This window comes from Clostridia bacterium, from assembly GCA_026414765.1.
Taxonomy (GTDB): domain Bacteria; phylum Bacillota; class Clostridia; order Acetivibrionales; family DSM-27016; genus SKW86.
Genome location: JAOAIJ010000042.1, coordinates 149310 through 174719, shown reverse-complemented (window position 1 = coordinate 174719; position 25410 = coordinate 149310). Strand labels below are relative to the sequence as shown.

The 25410-nt window shown below is 44.4% G+C and carries 2 protein-coding genes; both read left to right on the top strand.

Features of this window, described 5'->3' with window-relative positions; translation table 11 throughout:
- Positions 1-3 precede the first annotated feature (3 nt).
- Positions 4-10509, top strand: coding sequence for an SDR family NAD(P)-dependent oxidoreductase (locus N3I35_15920; GenBank protein ID MCX8131567.1), 10506 nt, complete (start codon positions 4-6; stop codon positions 10507-10509).
- A complete protein-coding gene (locus N3I35_15915; GenBank protein MCX8131566.1) occupies positions 10510-25410 on the top strand; it encodes an SDR family NAD(P)-dependent oxidoreductase in 14901 nt (4966 codons plus the stop codon). It begins immediately after the preceding gene.

Here is a 25410-nt window from a genome sequence, read left to right as displayed (position 1 = left end):
ACAATGGAAGATAATATATTAATCAATATAAACCATCCGGTTCTTAAAAATCATAAAGCCTATGGCCGGGAACTGATGCCGGGATTAGCTTATATTGATATGCTATATCAGTTTTTTCAGGAGAATGGATATAACTTTTCCGGACTCGAACTTCGCAACTTAACAATTTACAACCCTTTAGCTGCGGGACCAGACTATGGCATCATGCTGACCATTCAATGCTCTGAAGCAGGTGAGGGGCAATGGAATATTACTGTAGAAGGCCAGAGGTATCATAATGATAGGGCTGACTACGATAAAAAACTGTATATCACTGCACAGATGCATGAAACTGTTTCTGCGGTTTCTGACAAGATACCGGATTTGAATGCAATGAAACAGTCTGCAAATAAAGTTGTTGACCTTGAAAAAGTCTATAAACACTACCGGGGTCAGGAGCTGATTCACACAGGAATTATGAAAGCAGAAGGAAGCATTTATCATACGGAAGAATGGATTTTGGCAGATATTTGCCTGAACAACAGAGCATCAGCAACCGCTGCCGGTACAATATTTCATCCGGCGCTTATTGATGGAAGTGCTATTGCTTCGAAAGTGATGTATCAGGATTTGTTGAAACAAGAGCAGTTATTCCTTCCCTTGTTTTATGAATCTTTTCGTGCCTGGGAACCTATCCGGGAAAAATGCGTAGCACTGGTCAAAACTTCTTCGGTTATACGGAAAAAAGAGCTTGTTTATGTGACAATAGAGTTTTATAGCGAGACAGGAAGAAAAATAGGGGAATTAAGAAACCTTGCCTGCAAACTGGTCAGGGAACCAGGCTTAATAAATACGGATAAAAAGGCTGGTTCTCAGTCAAGGGAGTATTCAGGGGATTCCGAGTCTTTTTCAACGCCGGATGATACAACATTATCAGGTGCAGAGGTTGAAAAATTTTTACGCCAATTAACGGCACGGCATCTGAAAAAACCTTTAGAACAAATAGATATACATTCCGGCTATTATGAAATGGGATTGGATTCTATAGGGTTATTAGAGATAGTTAAAGATATGGAGAGGGAATTTGGAACGGCCTTATCTCCGACATTGTTGTTTGAGTATACAACTATTGCTGAACTGTCGGCTTACATAACAGAAAAAAATCTGCCAGGATATAAACGGGCAAATGTAAAAAATCACCCTGATTACGCAGATTATTTCTCCGGATTCGATCAATTGAAGGGTGATATTGCGGTTATCGGAATGGCAGGACGCTATCCTGGCGCAAGAAATCTACGCGAATTCTGGGACAACTTGAAATCAGGGAAAGATTGTATCAGTGAAATTCCAAAATCCCGTTGGGATTGGCAAAGATTTGATACGCTGCGTTCGCCGTCAGGCAAGAAGATGTCCAGATGGGGAGGATTTTTAGACGAACCCGATTGCTTTGATCCCCAGTTTTTCAGAATATCACCCCGTGAAGCGGAATTGATGGACCCCCAGGAAAGGTTATTTCTCGAAACCTGCTGGGAGGCTATAGAAGATGCCGGATATACGCCCAAAACATTAGTCTCGCCTCAAGGCCGGAATAAAAGGATGAAAGTGGGAGTGTTTGCCGGGGTAATGCATAAGGATTATGCGCTTACCGGAGCTGAAGCCATATCGGACTCGAAGGCATTTCCATTATCGCTAAACTATGCTCAGATTGCAAACCGTGTCTCATATTTTTGCAATTTTCACGGACCCAGCATGGCTGTTGATACTGTTTGTTCGTCTTCCCTTACTGCATTGCATTTGGCTTTAGAAAGCATAAAGAAGGGAGAGTGCGATACGGCTCTGGCTGGTGGAGTAAATCTATCTCTTCACCCGGACAAGTATATTACATACGGAATGATGGGCATGCACGCCAGTGACGGTCATTGCCATACTTTTGGCAAGGATGGGGACGGTTATGTATCGGCAGAAGGTGTCGGTGCGGTTTTACTAAAACCATTGAACAAAGCTGTCAGTGACGGGGATCATATATATGCTGTAATAAAAGGAAGCTCCATAAACCATGTAGGTGCGGTGAGCGGGATTACGGTTCCCAGTCCTGTCGCTCAAGCAGAATTGATTATGGAGTGCATGGAAAAGACAGGGATTCATCCGAGAACTATCGGCTATATTGAGGCTCACGGGACAGGTACGTCATTGGGTGATCCTATTGAGATTCAGGGGTTGGAGAAAGCTTTCCGCCAATATACAGAAGACAGGAAATTCTGTTCGATCGGTTCAGTCAAGTCAAATGTAGGCCATGCAGAATCTGCAGCAGGTGTTTGCGGGCTGCACAAGGTGATATTGCAGCTTTATCATAAAACCCTTGTACCATCACTGCATTCAGAGGAATTAAACCCATACATCGGATTTGAAGAATCTCCCTTTTATGTTCAACATTGCGTAGAGGATTGGGCGCAGCCTATGATAACGGAGAATGGCTGTAAGGTTGCTTATCGGAGACGGGCTGGAGTGAGTTCTTTTGGAGCTACCGGTTCCAATGCGCATATCATACTGGAGGAATTTGTCCAGGAGAAAGCCCAATGCAGTTTACCGCTGAATCAGCCCGTAGAGGAAAAAGTTGTAATTATCCCCCTTTCTGCAAAGAATAAACAGCGTCTATATGCGTATGCCGGAGAGCTGCTCGAATTTCTTAAAAACCATCTCTTTTCCTCCGGCTTTTCCGAAAAAACACAGGGCAAAGCAAAGAAACAGGAATCAGATACTATTTACCGGGGCATCAGAATGGATGAGCTGGCCTATACTTTGCAGGTAGGACGTGAAGCCATGGAAGAGCGTGTAGCCTTTTTATCCAAGAATATTCCTGAACTGGTGAAAATGCTTGAAGCTTTCAGAGAAGACAGGGCGCCGGACGGTAATTATATGAGGGGCAATGCCAGAGATAATGGGGAAAGCATAGCTTGTGCAGCAGGAGAGCAGAAAGCTGCGGAGATAATAAAAAAATGTGTCAGAACGGGAGAGATGGAAAAAATCGCAGAACTGTGGGTCAGCGGCTTTACTATGGAATGGGACCTGTTGTACGGAACAGGCAAGCCTTGCAGGATCAGCCTGCCTACTTACCCGTTTGCAAGAGAAAGATACTGGATACCTGGAAATGAAGCTGACAGTACTTTAGCTGATTTGAATACATATGGACATATTCATCCGCTGCTGCATAAAAACACATCAGATATCTATGAACAGAAATTCAGTTCGTTTTTTTCTGGCAGCGAGTTTTTTCTGGCTGATCACATAATAAATGGAAATAAGGTTTTTCCGGGAGCAGCCCATCTTGAAATGGCGAGAGCAGCCGTAGAACAGTCTTCAGACGCTTTTAGGGAAAACATGCCAGGGGTTATGTTCAAAAACGTAGTCTGGGTTCGTCCGGCTGTAGTGGAAGATCAGCTGCTCCAGGTTAATATCGGACTATTTGCGGAAAACAAAAGAGAAATAGCTTATGAAATATACGGCCCGGAGAACACAATAAAGGGAGAGCGTGAAGTGTACAGTCAAGGTATGGTTGTACTGCTTCAAGCTGGTGAAGCTCCCGTTATGGATCTGGGCGGGTTGCGGACTCAATGCAGCCAAGGTGTTTTTTCATCACTTCAATGCTATGCTGCATTCAAAAAAATTGGAATTGATTATGGTCCCGGACACCAGGGCATTGAAAGAATATATAAGGGCACAGGCCGGCTGCTAGCCAGGTTATCGCTTCCGGCATCGGTTTGCGACTCCGGCAATAAGTTTTTACTTCATCCCAGCCTTTTGGATTCTGCCTTTCAGGCAGCATTGATGCTGGATGATGTAAATCCCGAACTTGCGTTGCCTTATGCGCTTCAGGAACTTTATATCTTCAGAGGCTGTAGTTCTGAAATGTGGGCTCTGGTACGGCACTGCAGCGGAAGCCGGGAAGATAGGATACAGAAATTTGACATTGACATATGTGATGAGGAAGGAAGGGTATGTGTGCGGATGAGGGGGCTTTCAGTCAGAGCGGCTGCAGAGGGAATAAGCTCCTTAAAGACTATCGAGCCCCGGGGCACCTTACTGCTCAACCACTGCTGGAAGCAGCAGGGGATAGCCGGTAATGGTGAGATTTTAGACTACAAACAGCATTTAGTCATTATCTGTGAACTAAATAACATATCGACAAATGATATAGAAAAAGGAATAAAAGAGGGACGCTGCCTGGTGTTGCATTCCAAGGAGGATGCAATTGAAGAAAGATTTCAGGCTTATGCCGTTAGTGCATTTGAGGAAATACGGGACATGCTCGGCAGCAAGTCTGAGGGAAAGATTCTGGTACAAATTGTTGTTCCGTCTCAGGGAGAGAAGCAACTTTTTTCCGGTCTCCTGGGCCTGGTAAAAACGGCACGGCTTGAAAACCCAAAACTGCTCGGACAGATTATAGAAGTTGAAGAAGGTGAGAATTTCAGGGAACTCATAGAAAAATTAATATGTAACAGCCGGTATCCCAATGACAGCCATGTACGTTATCAGTCCGGGGAACGTTATGTAGGGGGCTGGAGTGAAATTGAAGGTTCTCAGGCAGATGCTGCTGTTCCATGGAAAGATGGCGGAATTTATCTTATTACAGGAGGCGCCGGTGGCCTGGGACTGATATTTGCTAAGGAAATAGCCGGCAAAACGCAGAATGCGGTGGTCATTCTTGCGGGAAGATCACCGCTTTCTAAAGAGAAGTCTGTTCAGCTAAAGGAACTGGAAGGCAATGGGATTAGGATTGAATACAGACAGGCAGATGTGAGCTGCAAGGCTGATACAGCAAGCTTGTTAGAGTATATAGGTACTGAATTTGGAGGGCTGAATGGCATCATACACAGTGCGGGAGTGATATCTGATAATTATATTGTCAAAAAGGGCAAAGAGGAATTTTTGCAGGTTTTAGCGCCTAAGGTTGCCGGTTTGGTAAACCTGGATCAGGAAAGCAGCGGACTTCCTCTGGATTTTTTCATACTTTTTTCATCTGTAGCAGGATGTCTGGGAAATCCCGGACAAGCAGACTATTCTACCGCCAATGCCTTTATGGATGCTTATGCTGTATACAGAAATGCTTTAGCAGCGCTAAAAAAGCGCAGGGGAAGTACTATATCTATCAACTGGCCTCTTTGGAAAGAGGGCGGGATGCATGTCGATTCAGAAACTGAGAAGATGATGATGCAAAGTATGGGTATGGCTGCTATAGAAACTCACACCGCTGTTAAGGCTTTTTATAAGGGGATAGCAAGCGGTAAAGACAGGGTTTTGGTGATGTATGGAAATTTACAGCGTATGAAGCAAAAACTTCTTTCTACGATGGATTATGTTTCACAAAAAGGAAGAGGACAATCCGGTGAAGATGATTTTTTAGCATGTGGGGAGACATACAGCTTGCCGGAAAAGGTGCAGTCAGTTTTGAGGCATTCAGTATCTGAGTTGCTAAAAATTAAAATGGAAGATATAGATATCAGTTCGGAGTTTAGTGAATATGGATTTGACTCTATTACGTTTACTGAGTTTGCAAACAAGCTTAATGAAGAATACAAACTGGAGCTGACTCCGGCAATATTCTTTGAACATTCTACAATAAAAAGTCTGGCCCGTTTCTTTTCAGAAGAGTATAAGTCTGCGTTTGCCGGATTAATAAGTGACAAAAGAGGAAGGAAAACTCCGGTATTTTCCGAAGAAAACAGTTTTGATAAAGAGCCGTCATTTAGCATACGGGGTTCAAGGATTTCAAAGGTCAGAGAAATGGCCCGGTTGTCACAAAACAGCAGTGCTGATGAGCCCATTGCCATAATAGGTGTAAGCGGCGTATTCCCGATGGCAAAGGATATAAATGAACTCTGGAAAAATCTTCTGGAGGGCAAGGATTGCATCACTGAAATCCCCAAAAGCCGGTGGGATTGGAGGGAGTATTACGGCGATCCCATAAAGGAAGTAAATAAGAGCAACATTAAGTGGGGCGGTTTTATAGAGAGTGTGGATGAATTTGATCCCCTGTTTTTCGGGATTTCACCCAGAGAAGCAGAGCTTATGGATCCGCAGCAGCGGCTTTTAATGACTTATGCATGGAAAGTTATTGAGGATGCCGGTTATTCTGCCCGCAGCATATCAGGAACCAGGACTGGGATTTTTGTAGGAACGGCAAGCAGCGGGTACAATAGTTTGATTTCCCGTGCCAATAAAGCCATTGAAGGGTACTCGGCCACAGGTGCCGTACCGTCAGTGGGTCCTAACAGGATGAGTTATTTTCTCAATATACATGGACCAAGTGAACCGGTTGAGACAGCATGCTCCAGCTCATTGGTTGCAATCCATCGGGCGGTTAGTGCTATAAAGGAAGATACATGTGAGATGGCTATAGCCGGAGGTGTAAATACCATAATTACTCCGGAAGTCCATATCAGCTTCAATAAAGCTGGAATGCTCAGTGAAGACGGCCGGTGTAAAACCTTTTCAAGCAAAGCGGATGGGTATGTCAGAGGTGAAGGTGCAGGAATGGTTCTGCTAAAGAAACTGAGTGCGGCAGAGGCAGCAGGGGACCATATATATGCAGTAATCCGTTCAACTGCTGAAAATCATGGTGGACGAGCTAATTCACTTACTTCACCCAACCCGAAAGCACAGACGGAATTGTTGGTTGAGGCATATACAAAAGCCGGCATTGATCCCAGGACTGTCGGATATATTGAAGCACATGGGACAGGGACTGAACTTGGAGATCCTATTGAAGTCAATGCGCTGAAAGCTGCCTTCAAAAAGTTGTACCAGGATACCGGAAATCAGGAGATAATGGCAGCTCATTGCGGGTTGGGCTCTGTAAAAACCAACATCGGGCATTTAGAGCTTGCAGCAGGAATTGCTGGTGTTATTAAGGTAGTACTTCAGATAAAAAACAAGATGCTTGTTAAAAGTCTTCACTGCGATAGTATCAACCCATACATAAAGCTGGACAACAGTCCTTTCTATATAGTCAACAAATGCAAGGAATGGAATCCTTTGCAGGATGAGGAAGGTAAAGATATTCCACGGCGGGCGGGAGTAAGCTCTTTTGGGTTTGGCGGCTCCAACGCCCATGTGGTCATTGAAGAATATGTACCAAGAGAAGCGGAGCAAACACTAATTGAAGTTAGTACTCAAAATCCTGCGGTTATAGTGCTGTCGGCAAAAAACGCAGAGCGGCTGACGGAACAGGCACAGCAGCTATTGACAGCGATCAGGGAAAATGAATACCCGGATACGGTTTTGGCAGATATGGCTTACACTCTCCAGGTTGGACGTGATGCTATGGAAGAACGTCTGGCGCTTTTGGCAGGTTCTGTCAAAGAACTTGAAGAAAAAATAGAAGGCTTTTTAGCCGGCAGGGAAATGACTGCCGGGATGTACCGGGGTCAGGTAAAGCGTAACAAGGATGCTATGGCTGTGTTTGCAGAAGATGAGGAATTGCAGGAGGCTATTGAAAAATGGATTGCGAGGAGAAAATATGCAAAACTCCTCGGTTTATGGGTCAAGGGGATGGATTTTGATTGGGGTAGATTATATGGCAGCAGTAGGGTCAGACGGATGAGCCTGCCTGCCTATCCTCTGGCAAAAGAACATTATTGGGTTTTAAGTGAAGGAATAAAACATTTCGGTTCGTCAGAACAGGTACAGGACTTGAAAGAGGCGGTTATTCCTGTATTACATCCACTGCTTCACCGTAATACTTCGGATTTTTCGCAACAATGTTTTAGTTCGACATTTACAGGACAGGAGTTTTTCCTTTCAGATCATGTAGTTAGAGGAAAGCGGATACTCCCGGGAGCAGCTTACCTGGAAATGGCACGAAAAGCAGTAGAGCTTTCATCAGGGACTATGGAAGCAAACCGGATGGAAGTTCAGCTCAAGAACATACTCTGGATTAGCCCTATATCTGTTGAAAATCAGCCGGTACAGGTACATATCAGGCTGTCGCCTGAAGATGAAGGAGAAATTGCTTTTGAAATCTATACCAATTCCGGTGTACCGGAAGTGGGAAATATTGCTCATAGCCGTGGTAGTGCGCTTCTAAAGCGGGTCGGGAGGAGGCCTGGGTTGGATCTGGCTGCACTGAAAGCCCAGTTCAACCAGAGTTCTATTACTTCCGGTCAGTGTTATGAAACCTTTAAAGCTGCAGGAATCGAATACGGCCCCGGACACCGGGGGATTGAGAAAATATTCACTGGTGCAGGACAGATTCTGGCAAAACTCTCTTTACCACCATCCGTAGCCGATACGCATGAAAGGTATGTAATGCATCCAAGTTTGTTGGATTCAGCTTTTCAAGCATCTATTGCATTGATAACGGACTTTGCTGCATTAATACATGCTGATGGCATGGCACTGACCGAGCCTGCTCTGTTGTTTGAACTCAGCGAGGTAGAAATATTTGATGAATGTACACATGTAATGTGGGCTTTTATAAGGATAAGCGGTGAGAAACCACAAAATAATCAGATACAAAAGCTGGATATTGATTTGTGTGATGAGAAAGGAGACATCCGTATCAGAATGCGAGGTGCTTCAATCAGAACAATGGGAGCAGAAGGTACAACTAAAAGAGTCTTGCAGCAGCCTTCACAGTATAATCCGGAAGATACAATGACAGGGACTGTTTTGCTGACTCCTGCCTGGGACCCGGTTCACATGGAGAGAAGTCAGGTTTGTTTTCCGCCTCCGAACGACAATATAGTACTTATCTGTGACGATGAAGACAAGATAACATCAATCCGGCAGTATTATCCAAAGTCGGAGGTGCTGAAACTTCAGATTGGAGATACGTCAGAGGATATAATGCTGAAACTAAAACAGCTTGATCCCATTGAACATATTATATGGATAGCTCCTTATCAAACCATAAGCTCATTGGCAGATGAGGATATAATCAAAGCACAGGACGAGGGCGTATTGCAAGTGTATCGGATAGTTAAAGCCTTGCTTACACTGGGTTATGGGAACAGTGACTTAAGCTGGAGCTTTATTACTATACAGGCACAGCCGGTACACAAAAACGATACGGCAAACCCCTCACATGCCTGCATTCATGGATTTGCCGGTTCATTAGCCAGGGAATACAGGAATTGGAAAATACGCATTATAGATATGGAGGCGGCGGGAAACTGGCCGGTTGGTGACATGTTTACCCTTCCTGCAGATACCGGTGGTGAACTGCTGGTATACAGATGTAAGGAGTGGTACAGGCAGCAGCTGCTGCCATTCAATTCTCTTACAGCCGGACAAACTGCCTACAGAGCAGGGGGGGTCTATGTTGTAATCGGAGGTGCAGGTGGTATTGGGGAAGCCTGGAGTGAGTATATGATCCGTACATATAAGGCTCATATTATTTGGATAGGCAGGCGTAAAAAGGATGCTGTCATTCAGGCCAAATTGGACAGGTTTGCAGGCTTTGATGGACCTGCTCCAGTTTATGTCTCAGCTGATGCAGCTGATGATAAATCTCTTCTTGAGGCTCACGAAAAAATAAAGGCTAAATATGCACAGATTCACGGAGTTGTCCATTCTGCAATGATTATGATGGGTAAAAGTCTGGAAACTATGGAAGAAGGAGATTTCCGGGCATCACTTTCTGCCAAGGTGGATGTAAGTGTGCGTATTGCCCGGGTATTTAGTAAAGACCCTTTGGACTTTATCGTATTTTTTTCTTCAATTAATTCTTTTATAAAAGCATCGGGACAAAGCAATTATTCTTCAGGCTGTACTTTCACGGATGCTTTTGCATACCGTCTTTCCAGAGAATGGACATGTTCAGTAAAGGTGATGAACTGGGGCTACTGGGGAAGTGTCGGACATATTGCGGCTTCTAAAGAGTTCAAACACTGGATGGAGAATAAGGGAATAGGGTCTATTGAGCCGCCTGAGGCAATGGCGGCTTTAGAAATGCTGCTTGCCGGCCCGGTCGATCAAATAGCACTGGTAAAAGCTACAAAACCTTCAGGATTTGAAGGGATAAAACCTGCCGGAGAGTTAGTTGTGGCTTATCCGGAAGAATTCAGGCTTGATATCCGGGACATGCAGAAAGATACTCAAGCTGGAAGTGATACTATTAGTTCTTCCGGACTGCTCGAGAAAATACAGACTGTACTTATAGACACTGTGGCAGAATTGATAGCCGTTAATAAAGAATATATTGATGCTGCTACAGGAGTGAGTGAGTATGGATTTGATGCTGCTATGCTGGCGGGTCTGATTGAAATGCTGAACCGGAAATTCAACCTTGAGCTGACCTCTTCCATACTGACAAAAGATCACTCACTATACAATGCAGCAGAATATTTGATGAAAGAATATGGAGACGTGTTGGCTGAAACATTTGAACAGGCAGGTTTTTTACAGGGAGGCTGTGAAAAATGTATCGGCAGTGAGGACTTGAAAAGTTCTGTTGCATTTACATCAGATAGAGTAAATCAAGAAGGAAAACCGGATAGCGGATGTATAGTAACTGAAGGAGGGGACCTGTAAATGAAGAAAATGGATGAACTTCTATGCCGGCTGCTGCTGTGTCAATTGCAAGCCATAGGACTTTTCAGGGATTCGGAGGGGGCATTGGCCGAATTAAAGAGAAAATCAGGATTGTGCAGCCGGTATGACAGATGGATGGAGGAAAGTATAGAGGTTTTGGTAAGGAATAATTATGTTGTGCAGACAGGAGAAGTATACTCTTCTGTTGTGACACATTTGAATATTGATAAGGTATGGGCTGAATGGGAGGCGGAAAAGCGCTCATGGTTGAAAGAACCTGGGATGGAAGCCAAGGCTGCTTTGAGTGAATCTATGCTGAGGGCTTTGCCTGAAATTCTGAGGGGGAAGCGGTTGGCTACCGATGTCATGTTCCCGGATTCTTCCATGAGACTGGTGGAAGGGATTTATAGGAACAGTCCCGTTGCGGATTATTTCAACGATGTTCTCGCTGATACTTTAACAGACTTTATAAAAAAACGGATAAAACAGGAAGCGGCAGCACAGGTCCGTATACTGGAAATCGGCGCGGGTACGGGTGGGAACAGCGCTGTGGTTTTCCGTAAGTTAGAACCCTACAGGAAGAATATAGGGGAATATTGTTATACGGATATATCTAAAGCATTCTTAATGCATGCGGAAAAGGAGTTTGGGACTGAATACAATTATCTTACCTATAAAATATTCAATGCTGAAGTTCCAATAGCAGTTCAAGATATTGATGCGGGCGGGTACGACGTCGTTATAGCAGCCAACGTACTTCATGCTACAAAAAATATCAGACAAACCCTGCGGAATGCTAAAGCGGTTTTAAAGAAAGGCGGAATACTCTTATTAAATGAGATAAGCGCCAATACAATATTTACCCATCTGACCTTTGGGCTTTTAGACGGATGGTGGCTGTATGAAGACACTGGTTTGCGGATTCCGGGCTGTCCGGGACTGTATCCCGGAACCTGGAAGGAAGTTTTGCAAAACGAGGGGTTTCATACGGTTTTGTTTCCTGCCCGTCAATCACATAATCTCGGACAGCAGATCATTGCTGCGCAGAGTGATGGAGTGGTCAGGCAAAAGCTGCAATACGGGAAGACCGGAAAGTATGACGACAAAATTAACGGCAGCCTGGGATATCAGAAGGAAAAAGGCGGAGTTTTACAGGTTTCGGCAGAAAAGAGGCACGACTTAATTAAGACTGAGGAAAAAACCCTACATTCCGAAATTGCTGTAACAGATCAGATGGCTGAAGATTATATAAAGGAAACTATAACAGAAAAATTGTCTCACTGGCTGAAAGTAAACACAGGTTTGGTGGATGTTGATCAATCCTTTTCGGATTATGGGGTGGATTCCATTACCGGGGTTAATCTGGTACAGGCCATTAATCAGATACTGAAAATCGATCTGGAGACCACATGCATATTTAACTATAGTTCGGTAAACAAATTAACTTTACATATATTATCCAGATACAGGGATGTAATTGTAAATGCTTTAAGGCAAAATACAAAACAGTATGAGAGAACCAGCCGGCATTCCGGGGAAAGCAGGGATATACAAACCAGTTCCGAACATTTCAGGGGACTTCAAAAAATAAATGTGCTGAAGGAAGCTGATATCAAGGAAAAGGTGGGTATGGGAAATGTTTCAATAAAGAAAGAATCTATTGCCATTATTGGTATGAGCGGAAGGTTTGCCAAGTCAAAAACAGTGGATGAATTGTGGAATCATCTGGCAAACGGAATGGATCTTATTGAAGAAATCAGCCGGTGGGATATTGGAGCGCTATATCCTGAGGGGGCTGAGTACTGCAGGCATGGAAGCTTTTTAGAGGATATTGACCGGTTTGATCCGCTTTTTTTCAATATTTCAGGCCTGGAGGCGACATATATGGACCCGCAGCAGAGGTTCTTCCTTGAAGAATCCTGGAAGGCATTGGAGGATGCCGGTTATGCAGGGGCAGATATAGACGGGCATTCATGCGGAGTTTATGTAGGATGTGGAGGGGTAGACTATCAGGAACTACTGGGAGATAATCCGCCACCGCAGTCGTTTTGGGGAAATTCTGGTTCTGTTATTCCTGCCAGGATAGCCTATTACCTTAATCTCAAGGGACCTGCAGTGTGTATCGATACTGCTTGTTCCAGCTCGCTGGTTGCCATACATTTAGCCTGTCAGGGATTATGGACCGGGGAAACAGATATGGCACTGGCAGGTGGGGTATTCATTCAATCCACGCCAGGGTTTTACTTGTGCTCAAACCGGGCCGGAATGCTTTCTTTGACAGGACGCTGCCATACCTTTGATGAGCGGGCGGATGGATTTGTTCCCGGAGAAGGGGTAGGTGTAATTGTTTTAAAAAGGCTGAAAGAAGCTGTTGCTGATGGAGATCATATATATGGCGTAATCCGGGGTTCGGGTATAAATCAGGATGGAACAACCAACGGCATTACAGCGCCCAGTGCAATTTCCCAGGAAAGTCTTGAGTGCCATGTATATGATGAGTTTGAAATCAACCCGCAGGACATCCAGATGGTGGAGGCTCACGGTACAGGAACAAAACTGGGTGACCCGATTGAGTTTAGTGCTCTTACTAAGGCATTCAGGCGGTATACGGATAAAAGAGAATATTGCGCCATAGGATCTGTTAAGACCAATCTGGGACATGCAGCCACTGCAGCAGGGGTAGCTGGAGTAATTAAGATTTTGCTGTCATTAAAGCATAGGCAGATACCTCCATCACTTCACTTTAAAACAGGTAATTCAAATATCCGGTTTAAGGAAAGTCCTTTTTATGTCAATACAGAACTGAAAGAGTGGGAGGTCACACATGATATCAAGCGCTGTGCAGTTGTAAGTTCTTTTGGCTTTAGTGGAACCAATGCACATCTGGCTATAGAAGAAGCTCCGGAGGTAGAGTTTAAGCATGCTGAGAAGCCGGGTTATCTTATTGTATTATCTGCACGTACTTTAGAGCAGTTGAGGCAGCAAGCCAGACAATTGATTGCGTTTTATGAGAGAAATCAAGAGGCGGATTGTGGAAATATGAGCTACACCCTTCTTTTAGGAAGAAGGCATTTCAACCACCGTCTGGCATGTGTAGTACGTAGTACGAAGGAACTTGGGGAGCTTCTAAATAAATGGCTTGAAAAGGGAAAGGCATCCCGGGTTTATCTTTCCCAGCTTCATGAAAATGATAATAGTGAACAGCATCTATTGAAGGAATATGGAAACCAATGTATACAAAACTGCAAAAACGGATATCACGAGAATCAATATTTGGAGCATATATCAGTTGTAGCAGAATTGTATGTACAGGGATATTCTTTGGAATATAAAGAATTGTTCTCAGACGGGGGGTATTCAAAAATTTCTCTCCCGACTTATCCTTTTGCAATGGAACGCTACTGGGTTCCTGATAACCCGAATAGCAGGACAAATACAAAGGTTGCAGCTTTTATCCACCCTTTACTGCATCAGAATATTTCAGATTTCTTCCGGCAGAGGTTCAGTTCGACTTTTACCGGTAAGGAATCCTACTTGCCTGTTAATACAGAGAATGGACGCCAGGTCTTATCGGGACTGGCCTATCTGGAGATGGTCAGAGTAGCTGTAGTTCAGGCAGCAGGAGGTATGGAGCATGAAAACAATGCAATACATCTGAGGGATGTAGTTTGGATTCATCCTGCTGTAATAGCCGGAGAGAACCTAAAAATACATGTAGAGCTGCACTCAGAAGACGATGGGGATGTTACTTATGAAATTTACAGCGACTCTCCTGAGACTGGTGCAGAACCGGTAGTGTACAACCGGGGGAGTGTTGTATTGGATAAGGGCTCACAGGTTTATGCACTGAACTTGGAAGCTATACGGCACCAGTGTAATCAGTTTGAATTTTCATCATTCCGGTCCGGTGAGGATAAGCATGCAGCGGGTGATAAAGATACATGCATATATAAGGAAATTGAGCGATTGTACTGTGGTTTGGACAAGGTACTGATGAAGCTGGCACTACCGTTATCCACTCCGGAGACAGGGAATAAATTTACCGTGCAACCCGCCTTAATGGATATTATTTTGCGGGCAGCAGTGCAGTTTATGACAGGTTTGGATGTTGGAAAGCCGCTAATCCCTTTAAATATGCACAAACTTGATATATTAAGCAATTGCATTCCTACAGAATGGGCTTATATCCGGTATAGTGAGGGAGCTAAAAATCAAAACTCCACATATAAAGTAGATATAGACTTATGCGATGGGCAAGGCAATATCTGTTTGCGTATAAAAGGATTTGAAATAACAGGGAGTGCAGAAGCTGGAACCGATACCTTTATGAATATAAGTCGTCAGGTTGCGGAAAATGCTGATGCAGACCAAATTCATCAGATGATGACGTTTGAAGAAGTATGGGTAGAGCAGGCACTGGAGAGTGTTTCTCCTCCAATGATTAAAACCGTGGTTTGTTTTCTTTCAAATTCACATTACCAGCAAGTAATTGCAGAGACTATGAAATCTCTTAACCCAGAGACTAAAATTGTCTTTATTTCGGAAGGCAGCACCTATAGAAAATACTCCAAAGAGGTATATAGTGTATCAAATACTGATCAAAACACATATACTGAGGCTTTGAGTAGTATAAGGGTGGATTATGGGGAAATCGACGCAGTGTTGTATTTATGGGCGCTTGAAGACTTGAGGCATATCTATGATTTCACAGGTATCGTATATATCATAAAGGCTATAGCAGTTTCAGGGCTAAAACCGGACAGACTAATGCTGGCAGCACAGGCGCAGAATGGACTGGACCGGTGTTACCTGGAATCATTGATTGGATTTGAACGCTCACTCGGGCTTGTCCTTCCGGGTATACAGATGGCGGTAATACTCGAGGAGGCTTACGGGCAGGTGTTGAAACCTGACATGAAAGAGTGGATGAAACGGGTCTGGGCAGAACTTAACGCATCAAAAGCACAAAGTGTGCTGTATAAGGACAAGATGCGGAATGTGTGCAGAATACGGCCTACAGTAATTGAACAGGGCATTAGCCTGATAAAGCCCGGAGGAACCTACCTCATTACAGGTGGCTGCGGAGGTTTGGGATTTTTGTTTGCAGAGCATTTCGCCAAAACCCAGCCGGTAAATCTTATATTAACCGGACGCTCCCCCATAGATGAGGAAAAGGGGGCAAGGATAAAAACACTGGAAAGTTTCGGCAGCAAGATATTATATATTCAGGCAGATGTATGTGATGCCGACGGAATGAAGGAAGGATTGAACCAGGCAACAAAACTCTTTGGTGAAATTCATGGAATCATTCATGCAGCAGGGATACAGGGAAAGGATAGCATACTGGAAAAAGATATAGAAAGCTTTAATAAGATTCTTAAACCTAAGATACAAGGAACTCTTGTGCTTGATGAAATATTGGAAGAAGCTTCTCTTGAGTTTATATGCTATTTTTCTTCATCATCAGCTATTATGGGAGACTTCGGTTCCTGCGACTATGCAGTAGCCAACCGTTTCCAGATGGCCTATGCACATTACCGGAACAGGCAGGAATATCCGGAAAAACATAATGGAAAAGCTGTTGTTATTAATTGGCCTCTTTGGAGGGACGGAGGGATGGGTCTTGGCAATAGTGAAAATGCTAAAATCTATCTGAATTCCAGTGGACAAAGCTTTTTGGAAGCAAATGAGGGTATGGCTGTATTTGAACGGATATTATCCCAGAATATTGAGCAGCAGTTGGTGATAGTAGGACAGCCAGGCAGGGTGAAAAGCTTCCTTGGTCTTACAGAGTACAAAAAAACCGCACCTGCCAAGGTATCTGTATTTTCAGGTACAGGAAGGCGCTTGGAAATGAGGGGACTAAGTCCGGAACAGTGTATTGAATGGGACCTTAAGGAACTTACAAGCAAGCTGCTCAGGATTTCCAGGGAAAAGCTTGATAATGCAGCAAACCTGGCAGACTTTGGCTTTGATTCTCTTGCTCTGACTGAATTTGCAGCACTGTTAACCAGCCATTTCGGTATAGAAATTACTCCGGCTTTGTTTTATGGATACTCTACCTTTGAAAAATTAGTGCAGTATTTTTGGGAAAAGCACAGGGATGCCATCAGAGAGTTTTATAATGAAAAAATTGAAGAAAAAGCCGTATCACCGGCAGTTAAGGCCGGAACTGCTATACAACAGGAAATGCCTGTCCTGAAAAAAAACAGGTTTATAGCAGGCAGCACTTCAAAGAGCAATCAGGAACCTATTGCTATTATAGGGATGAGCGGACGTTTTCCGCAAGCGCGGAATATTGATGAGCTGTGGAAGATCTTTGAGGAAGGCAGGGAAGTAGTTCAGGAAATACCTGCTGAACGTTTTGACTGGCGGCAATACTTCGGTGATCCTATGAAAGATCAGGGAAAGACCAATTGTAAATGGTGTGGCTGTGTCCCGGGTGTGAAAGAGTTTGATCCCCTGTTTTTTGAGATTTCACCCCGTGAAGCGGAGTATATGGATCCGAGGCACAGGCTCTTGCTGCAGGAAGCCTGGAATGCGCTTGAAGATGCAGGATACGGTGTGCATAAGGCTGGAACAAACAAAACCGGTATGTTTGTAGGAGTAGAAGATGGTGATTATCACCTTATTGCCGGAGACAAAAGCAGCATTACATCAAATCACAATGCAGTCCTGTCAGCGCGACTGTCATATTTTCTTAACCTGAACGGACCCTGTTTAGCTGTGAATACCGCATGTTCTTCTGGACTTACTGCTGTACATGAAGCCTGTCTGAGCCTTCGGAATTATGAATGTGATACAGCTGTTGCGGCGGGTGTAAATCTGCTGCTCACTCCACAAATTTATGTGAAGATGGGGCAAGCCGGGATGCTGTCCCCGGATGGTAAATGCTTTGCCTTTGACAAGCGGGCAAACGGCATGGTTCCGGGAGAAGCAGTTGCGGTGGTAGTACTTAAAAGGTTATCACAGGCCAGAGCGGACGGAGATCCCATATATGCAGTTATACAGGGAAGCGGGATAAACTATGACGGGAAGACCAATGGTATTACGGCTCCAAATGGGGTTGCACAAGCTAATCTATTGAAAACGGTATATGATCAATACAGGATTAATCCCGAAGACATCGGTTATATAGTTACACACGGAACTGGTACAAAATTGGGAGATCCTGTTGAAATCAACGCATTATATGATGCATATAAGTCTTATACAGACAAGCAGGGATACTGTGCACTTACCTCCACTAAGACAAATCTAGGTCATACGCTGGCGGCTTCCGGTGTAGTAAGTCTGATCAGTCTGGTGCAAGCTCTCCGACATGGAAAAATTCCTGCCAGTCTGCACTGCCAAGAAGAAAATGACTATATCAACTGGGAAAAAAGCCCGTTTTATGTCAATAAGACAACCAAAGAATGGGTAAAGGATGGTGGAAAACCCCTCACAGGAGCTGTAAGCGCCTTTGGGATGAGCGGGACAAACGTTCATATGGTTGTAAGAAGCTATTCAGAAGAGGATGGACTTGAGCCTTCTGCAGTACCGCCGTGTTTTCTGCTGGTACTTTCAGCCAAGACACCTGAAGCCTTGCAGGAAAGAATCAAAGATATGATAAATATGCTGAAGAACAGAGATGTGCAGCAACAGGATTTGCATAGAATCTGCTATACCCTGATGGAGGGGCGCCAGCACTTCAGTTGCCGTTGTGCCGTAGTGATCCGGGGAAAGGAAGAAGCTGTATATGCATTAAGCCATGCAGGTGACAGTGAGAAATTGTTCAATGTGTTTGTGGGAAAGGTTTCCGGTAGTTTTAAAGCTCAAAAAGCGATGAAGCAGTATGTTATAGATACAGCAGAACAAACCCGGCTGCTGCTTGGAGATGAGAGTAAATACCAGGAGGCACTTCATGTACTGGCAGACCTTTATTGCCAGGGTCATGAAATTCCCTGGGATTTGCTTTACAGTGGTATTAAGCTGCGGCGTACCCATCTTCCTACATATCCTTTTGCCAGAGAACAATACTGGGTTCCGGAAGATGAAGCATACAAGGCTGTAATCAGTACAGTGCTACCTGATGAAATACAATACATACATCCGTTGTTGCAACGGAATACCTCGAGTTTGCTGGAACAGAGATTTAGCTCGACCTTTACCGGTGCAGAATTTTTTATGAAAGACCATTTAGTTAATGGGGTAAAGGTTCTACCCGGGGTTGCATGCCTTGAAATGGCCAGGGCAGCATTGGAGCAATCTATGGAGGCAATGGTAGAGGCTCAATCAGGAATCAGACTTAAGAATGTAGTATGGTTGAGGCCTGTTGCTGTAGTAGACCAGCCTGTCAAGGTGAATATAGCGCTTTATCCTGAAGAAGACGGAGAGATTGCCTATGAAATTTATAGCCAGTATGAAGAAGGAGCGGAGCCGGTTGAACACAGCAAGGGAATAGCTGTGTTCAGAAAGCCTGGTGAGGATCTGGTTATAGATATCGCTTCTTTGAAGGCCAAGTGCAGCAAGGGTATACTCACCTCTGAAGAATGTTATGACGCATTCAGGGCAATAGGACTGAATTACGGGCCTGGATACCAGGGAATCGAAAAAGTCTACATAGGAGAGGGGCTAGCCATAACAAAGCTGTCTCTGAAAACTCAAACCTTTAATGCAGGCGGACGGTTTGTGCTACATCCTGGACTGATGGATTCAGCTTTGCAGGCGTCAATAGGTTTGCTGGCAGGTGACGGTGATATGATTTTTTCCGGCAGTTTTGCCATGAATAAACCGATAGTGCCCTTTGCGCTGCAAGAGATTACGGTATTTGATGAATGCTGTCCTGATATGTGGGCGTTGATCCGGTATGGCAGTTCCGGTCAGACTGGAGATAAGCTAAAGGTAGTTGATATAGATTTGTGTGATGAACAGGGCAAAATTTGTGTGCAGTTTAGGGGGCTTTCATTAATAACTTTGAATGAAGGATTGTCACTAAAAGAAGCTCCGGTAAATTCTACAACTTTGCTTCTCGAACCCTGCTGGAGGGAAGATACTTCTGTTGAGGAAGCAACTGGCTGTGAGTATGCCCGACACCTGGTGATGCTGTGTGAGCAGCCTGATATTCTAAGACAAGATATTGAAGCATTTATGGGTGATGTAAGCTGTATTCCCTTGCAGAGTGAGTGCGGGAATGTTGCAGTACGGTTTGAAGCATATGCTGTACAGGTATTTGAGGAAATTCAAAGCATACTCAGGAAGAAACCTGCAGGGAATGTGCTGATACAGGTTGTCGCGCCTGCTCATGGAGAGGTGGAGTTGTTTTCAGGAATTTCTGCTATGTTGAAAACGACACATTTGGAAAATCCGAATATTAGCTGTCAGCTTATTGAAGCAGCTATTGAGGAAGGCCCCGAAAGAATAGTTGAAAAGCTGATAGAAAACAGTCGAAGACCATTTGACGGGCATATACGATACCGTGATGGCAAACGCTGGGTAGCGGGATTTAAGGAAGTGGAACCTGCAAAAGATATGGTGTATATGCCATGGAAAGATAATGGAACATATCTGGTCACAGGTGGAGCAGGCGGGCTGGGGACGATTTTTGCCAGCGAGATAGCTCAAAAAGTTAAGTGTGCAAGCATAATACTGGTGGGGCGGTCAGAGTTGGATGGTGAGAAACAGAAAAAACTGAGCAAAATAGAGGCTTTGGGTGCCAAAGCAGAATACAGGTGTATCGATGTTGCCGACAGGAAGTCCGTTGAAAATCTGATACAGGACATATGCAAAGAGCATGGAGGTATAAACGGTGTAATACATAGTGCGGGGGTGATACGGGATAACTTTATCATCAAGAAAACGGGGGATGAACTGAAGGAAGTAATGGCTCCGAAGGTATCAGGCTTGGTAAATCTCGATGAAGCGAGCAGGGAACTGCCGCTGGACTTCTTCGTGTCCTTCTCATCAATATCAGGAAGGATGGGCAACCCGGGGCAGTCAGACTATTCGGCAGCAAATGCCTTTTTAGACTCCTATTCTGCGTATCGCAATTTGCTGGTGACAAAAAAAGAACGCCATGGTATAACGCTGTCCATTAGCTGGCCTTTATGGAAAGATGGAGGTATGCAGATTGAGGCAGAAACTGAAAGGATGCTGACGGAAAACACAGGCATTACAGCTATCCGAACTTCAGAAGCAATACGGGCTTTTTATCAGGCTTTTGCTTGCGGAAAGGAACAGGTATTGGTGTTAAGCGGAGACGAAAAAAGGCTTAAGAAAGCATTCCTTGAGCGTCAGACCCCAAATAAAGCTGTAGAAATACTCTTTCAAGATAAAATGACAGTACCGGTAATAGAAGATGGTTTACTCAGGGAAAAATCTGAGAAATATTTCAAAGAACTGCTTTCTGAAGTTATTAATCTGCCGGCAGAGAGAATCGAAGCAGATGCCCCTATGGAAAAATACGGGATAGATTCCATTATGGTTATGAAATTGACAAATCAGTTGGAAAAAATCTTTGGTTCTTTGCCAAAAACCTTATTTTTTGAATATCAGAATATCAGGGATATAGCCGGGTATTTTATGAGCTCATACCGTCAGCAGCTAAGCGGATTGCTTGGGATAGAACAAAAAGCAGAGGCAATTATGCGGGAAGCAGTAGAGGCAACAGCTGTAACCGGACCGGAAAAACCGGCTGCTGAAAGCTACAGGCGGTTACGCTTTTCACCTGTCAGAAGAAAAAGTGAGGCAAAAAATGATGAGAGTACACCGGACATTGCCATAATAGGTATATCCGGACGTTATCCCGGTGCGAAAAACCTGAGAGAATTCTGGAAAAACCTGAGAGACGGAAAAGATTGCATAACAGAAATACCCAAAGACCGCTGGGATTATAGATTATACTTTGCTGAAAACAAAAACGAACCTGGAAAAACCTACAGCAAGTGGGGAGGGTTTTTAGAAGGAGTAGAGCAATTTGACCCCTTATTTTTTAATATTTCTCCAAGGGAAGCAGAACTCATGGATCCACAGGAACGATTGTTTCTGGAGTGCGTATATGAAACCCTTGAAGATGCGGGATATACTAGGGAAACCCTCAGTATGAACCAGGACATGGGTTTGGAAGGTAATGTGGGGGTATACGTGGGAGTGATGTATGAAGAGTATCAGCTTTATGGTGCTCAGGAAACACTCCGCGGAAGGCCTGTCGCTCTTTATGGAAGTCCGGCCTCTATTGCTAACAGGATATCCTATTTCTTTAACTTTCACGGGCCCAGTATGGCTGTAGACACTATGTGCTCCTCCTCACTGACAGCTATTCATCTGGCCTGCCAGAGTTTGCAGCGGGGAGCATGCGAGCTGGCTATTGCGGGCGGTGTCAATATTTCAGTACATCCAAACAAATATTTACTGCTTGCGCAAGGGAAATTTGCATCCAGTAACGGCAGATGCGAAAGTTTCGGGCAAGGCGGAGACGGGTATGTCCCAGGAGAAGGTGTGGGAGCAGTCCTACTGAAACCGCTTTACAAGGCTGTTTCTGACGGAGATAGCATTTATGGAGTTATCAAAGGAACCGCAATCAATCATGGAGGAAAGACTAACGGGTATACAGTTCCAAATCCGAATGCCCAGGCCGGTGTCATTGAAAGGGCAGTAAAGGAAGCAGGGGTAAACCCAAGAGTAATCAGCTATATAGAAGCTCATGGGACAGGAACCTCTTTAGGGGACCCGATTGAAATTGCAGGTTTGGCAAAGGCCTTCGGGAGTTATACGAGGGATAAGGGATTTTGTGCCATAGGATCAGCCAAGTCAAATATCGGACATTGTGAAAGTGCAGCAGGTATTGCCGGATTGACCAAAGTCCTTCTTCAGATGAAATACCGCCAGTTGGTACCATCGCTTCACTCCAAGGTATTGAATCCCAAAATTGACTTTGCCGGTACCCCTTTTATAGTTCAACAAGTTCTTTCAGAATGGAAACGCCCAATAGTCGAGATTAGCGGAGAAAGAAGAGAGTACCCTAGAATTGCCGGTATTTCATCCTTTGGTGCAGGAGGATCAAATGCACATGTAATAGTAGAAGAGTACACAACCGAAAGTGAAGCAAAAACACAAATCATGATTACATCCCACAAACCTGCAATAGTTGTGCTGTCGGCAAAAAGTGAAGAAAGGCTGAAAGAGCAGGTGAAGCGCTTGCTGACTGCTCTTTCGGAGCAGCAGCTCACAGATTACAGTCTTGCTGATATGGCATACACCTTGCAAATAGGGCGTGAAGCAATGGAAGAACGCCTGGCAGTGATTATTGTTTCTATTAAGGAGCTTGAAGAGAAACTTAATGATTATCTGGACGGCAGGGAGAACATAAGAGAACTGTATAGAGGGCAAAGCAAGAGAAATAAAGAGACTATAGGTCTTTTGGCTTCAGATGAAGATATGGAACAGATAATTGAAATCTGGATAAGAAAGGGCAAATTTTCAAAGATCGCGGAATTTTGGGTGAAGGGGTTGAATTTCGATTGGAACAAGCTCTATGGCAGCCTTAAACCCTGCCGTATAAGTTTGCCCGCCTACCCCTTTGAAAAGGAAAGGTACTGGGTGCCAAATGCGGGAGAGGAGTCCGACTGCAGTCCGTTAGCAAATCCTGTTAATACTGCCTTGCTTCATCCGCTGCTGCACAGTAACACTTCTGATTTTTCTGGATTGAAATTTACCTCTGTTTTTACAGGACAGGAATTTTTCCTTTCCGATCATACTGTGAATGGACAGAAGATATTGCCTGCCGTAGCATATCTGGAAATGGCTAGAGAAGCAGTTGAGCGGGTAATGGGGGATTCATATGGAAAACAGGCTGGAATGCGCCTCGAAAATATTGTGTGGACCAGACCTGTTGCTGTTGGTAAAGAACCTGTTCAGGTAGATCTGAGAATTGACCTGAACGAAAACGGAAGAATTTCCTTCCAGATCAGCAGTTTCCAAGGAAGGAACGAGGCTGAAACGGTAGTATGCAGCGAGGGGCGGGCATTGCCGTCCCTGCTCCCCAAACACCCTTTGCTGGATATCGAATCTCTGAAAGCTCAATGCAGCCTTGGATATCTATCTCCAGCACAGTGTTATGAAACCTTTAACTCTATTGGAATTGAATACGGACCCGGACACCGTGGTATTCAGGAAGTATATTTAGGAACAGGCCAGGCAATAGCCAGGCTGGCTCTACCCTCCTGTGCAGCAGATGCTGCGGACAAATATGTGTTGCACCCCAGCCTCATGGATTCAGCTTTACAGGCATCGATAGGGTTAATAGGCAAAAATTCTGATGAGCAGCTTCTACCCTTTTCCATGGAAATTCTTGAAGTGCATGGCAAATGTACTCCGGGTATGTGGTCTTCAATCAGATACAGTGATGGATACGGAGATGGAGGAAGGCTGGAAAAGTTAGATATTGATATGTGTGATGAAGCTGGAAACATTTGTGTAAGGATGAAAGGAGTCTCATTTAGAACTCTGGAAGGCGGATTGCAAAGAAAAACTGAAACGAAGGTAGGTTTAGCCGGCAACGTTGAAGAGCGAGGAAATGCAAGTATACTACTGACACCTGTATGGGATTCAGTGCCCATAGAAAAAGGACAGATGTCTCCATTGACAACAGATAAAATTGCCCTCATAGGGGGAAATACAGAAAATAGAAAAATAATCCTGCAGTATTATAAGAATGCCTGTGTCGTAGATATACAGTTTAAAGATACCGTGGAAGGCATAGCAGAAAAGCTGAGAGAGCAGGGGCCTTTTAACCACATCCTGTGGGTTGCACCTGACAGCTCTATAAAGTCAGTAGTTGAGGATACGGTTATTGATGAACAGAACAGAGGAGTTCTTCAACTTTACAATGTGATAAAGGCACTGCTTACCTTAGACTATGGAACCAGAGACTTGGGTTGGAGCATAATCACGATCCGGACTCAACCCATCAATGAAAGGGATAAGGCAGATCCTACCCATGCAGGGATTTTTGGACTTATAGGTTCTATGGCTAAGGAGTATCCAAACTGGAAGACCAGGCTTGTTGACCTGGAGTCTGCCGGTGAATGGCCTCCGGATATATTTACCCTGCCTCAGGATATGAAGGGTGGTTTGCTGGTTTACAGGAATAAAAACTGGCATCAACAGAGACTGCTTCCATTTAGCCCTGCTCAAATGAAACAGAATCATTTTAAATGTGGGGGAGTATATGTGGTGATCGGAGGTGCCGGTGGAGTTGGAGAAGCATGGAGTGAGTACATGATCAGAACCTATAAGGCTCAGATTATTTGGATTGGGCGGAGAGAAAAGGATACCGATATTCGTGCAAAACTGGACAGGCTTGCCGGACTGGGACCTACACCCAGCTATATTACTGCTGATGCGACGGATATAAATTCTCTGCAGCAGGCCTATGAGGAAATAAAAAGAAAACACTCCCTGGTTAACGGAGTAGTACACTCTGCCATCGTACTGTCAGATCAAAGCCTTGCCAAGATGGAAGCAAAACAGTTTAGGGCAGTGCTTTCATCAAAAATAGATGTGAGTGTAAATTTAGCCCGGGTTTTCCACGAAGAGCCGCTGGATTTTGTGTTGTTTTTCTCTTCCTTCAACTCATTTGCAAAAGCTGCCGGACAAAGTAATTATGCTGCAGGCTGTACCTTTAAGGATGCTTTTGCAAACCGGCTTTCCATGGAATGGCCCTGTGCAGTGAAAACTATAAATTGGGGCTACTGGGGGAGTGTCGGTATTGTTGCTTCTGAAGACTATCAGGAGCGCATGGCACAAGCCGGTATAGGTTCCATTGAGCCTCCAGAGGCTATGGAGGCGCTGGAAAATCTGATGTCCGGACCAATAAATCAGGTAGCACTAGTGAAAACCACAGGGCATTTTGTTATGGAATAA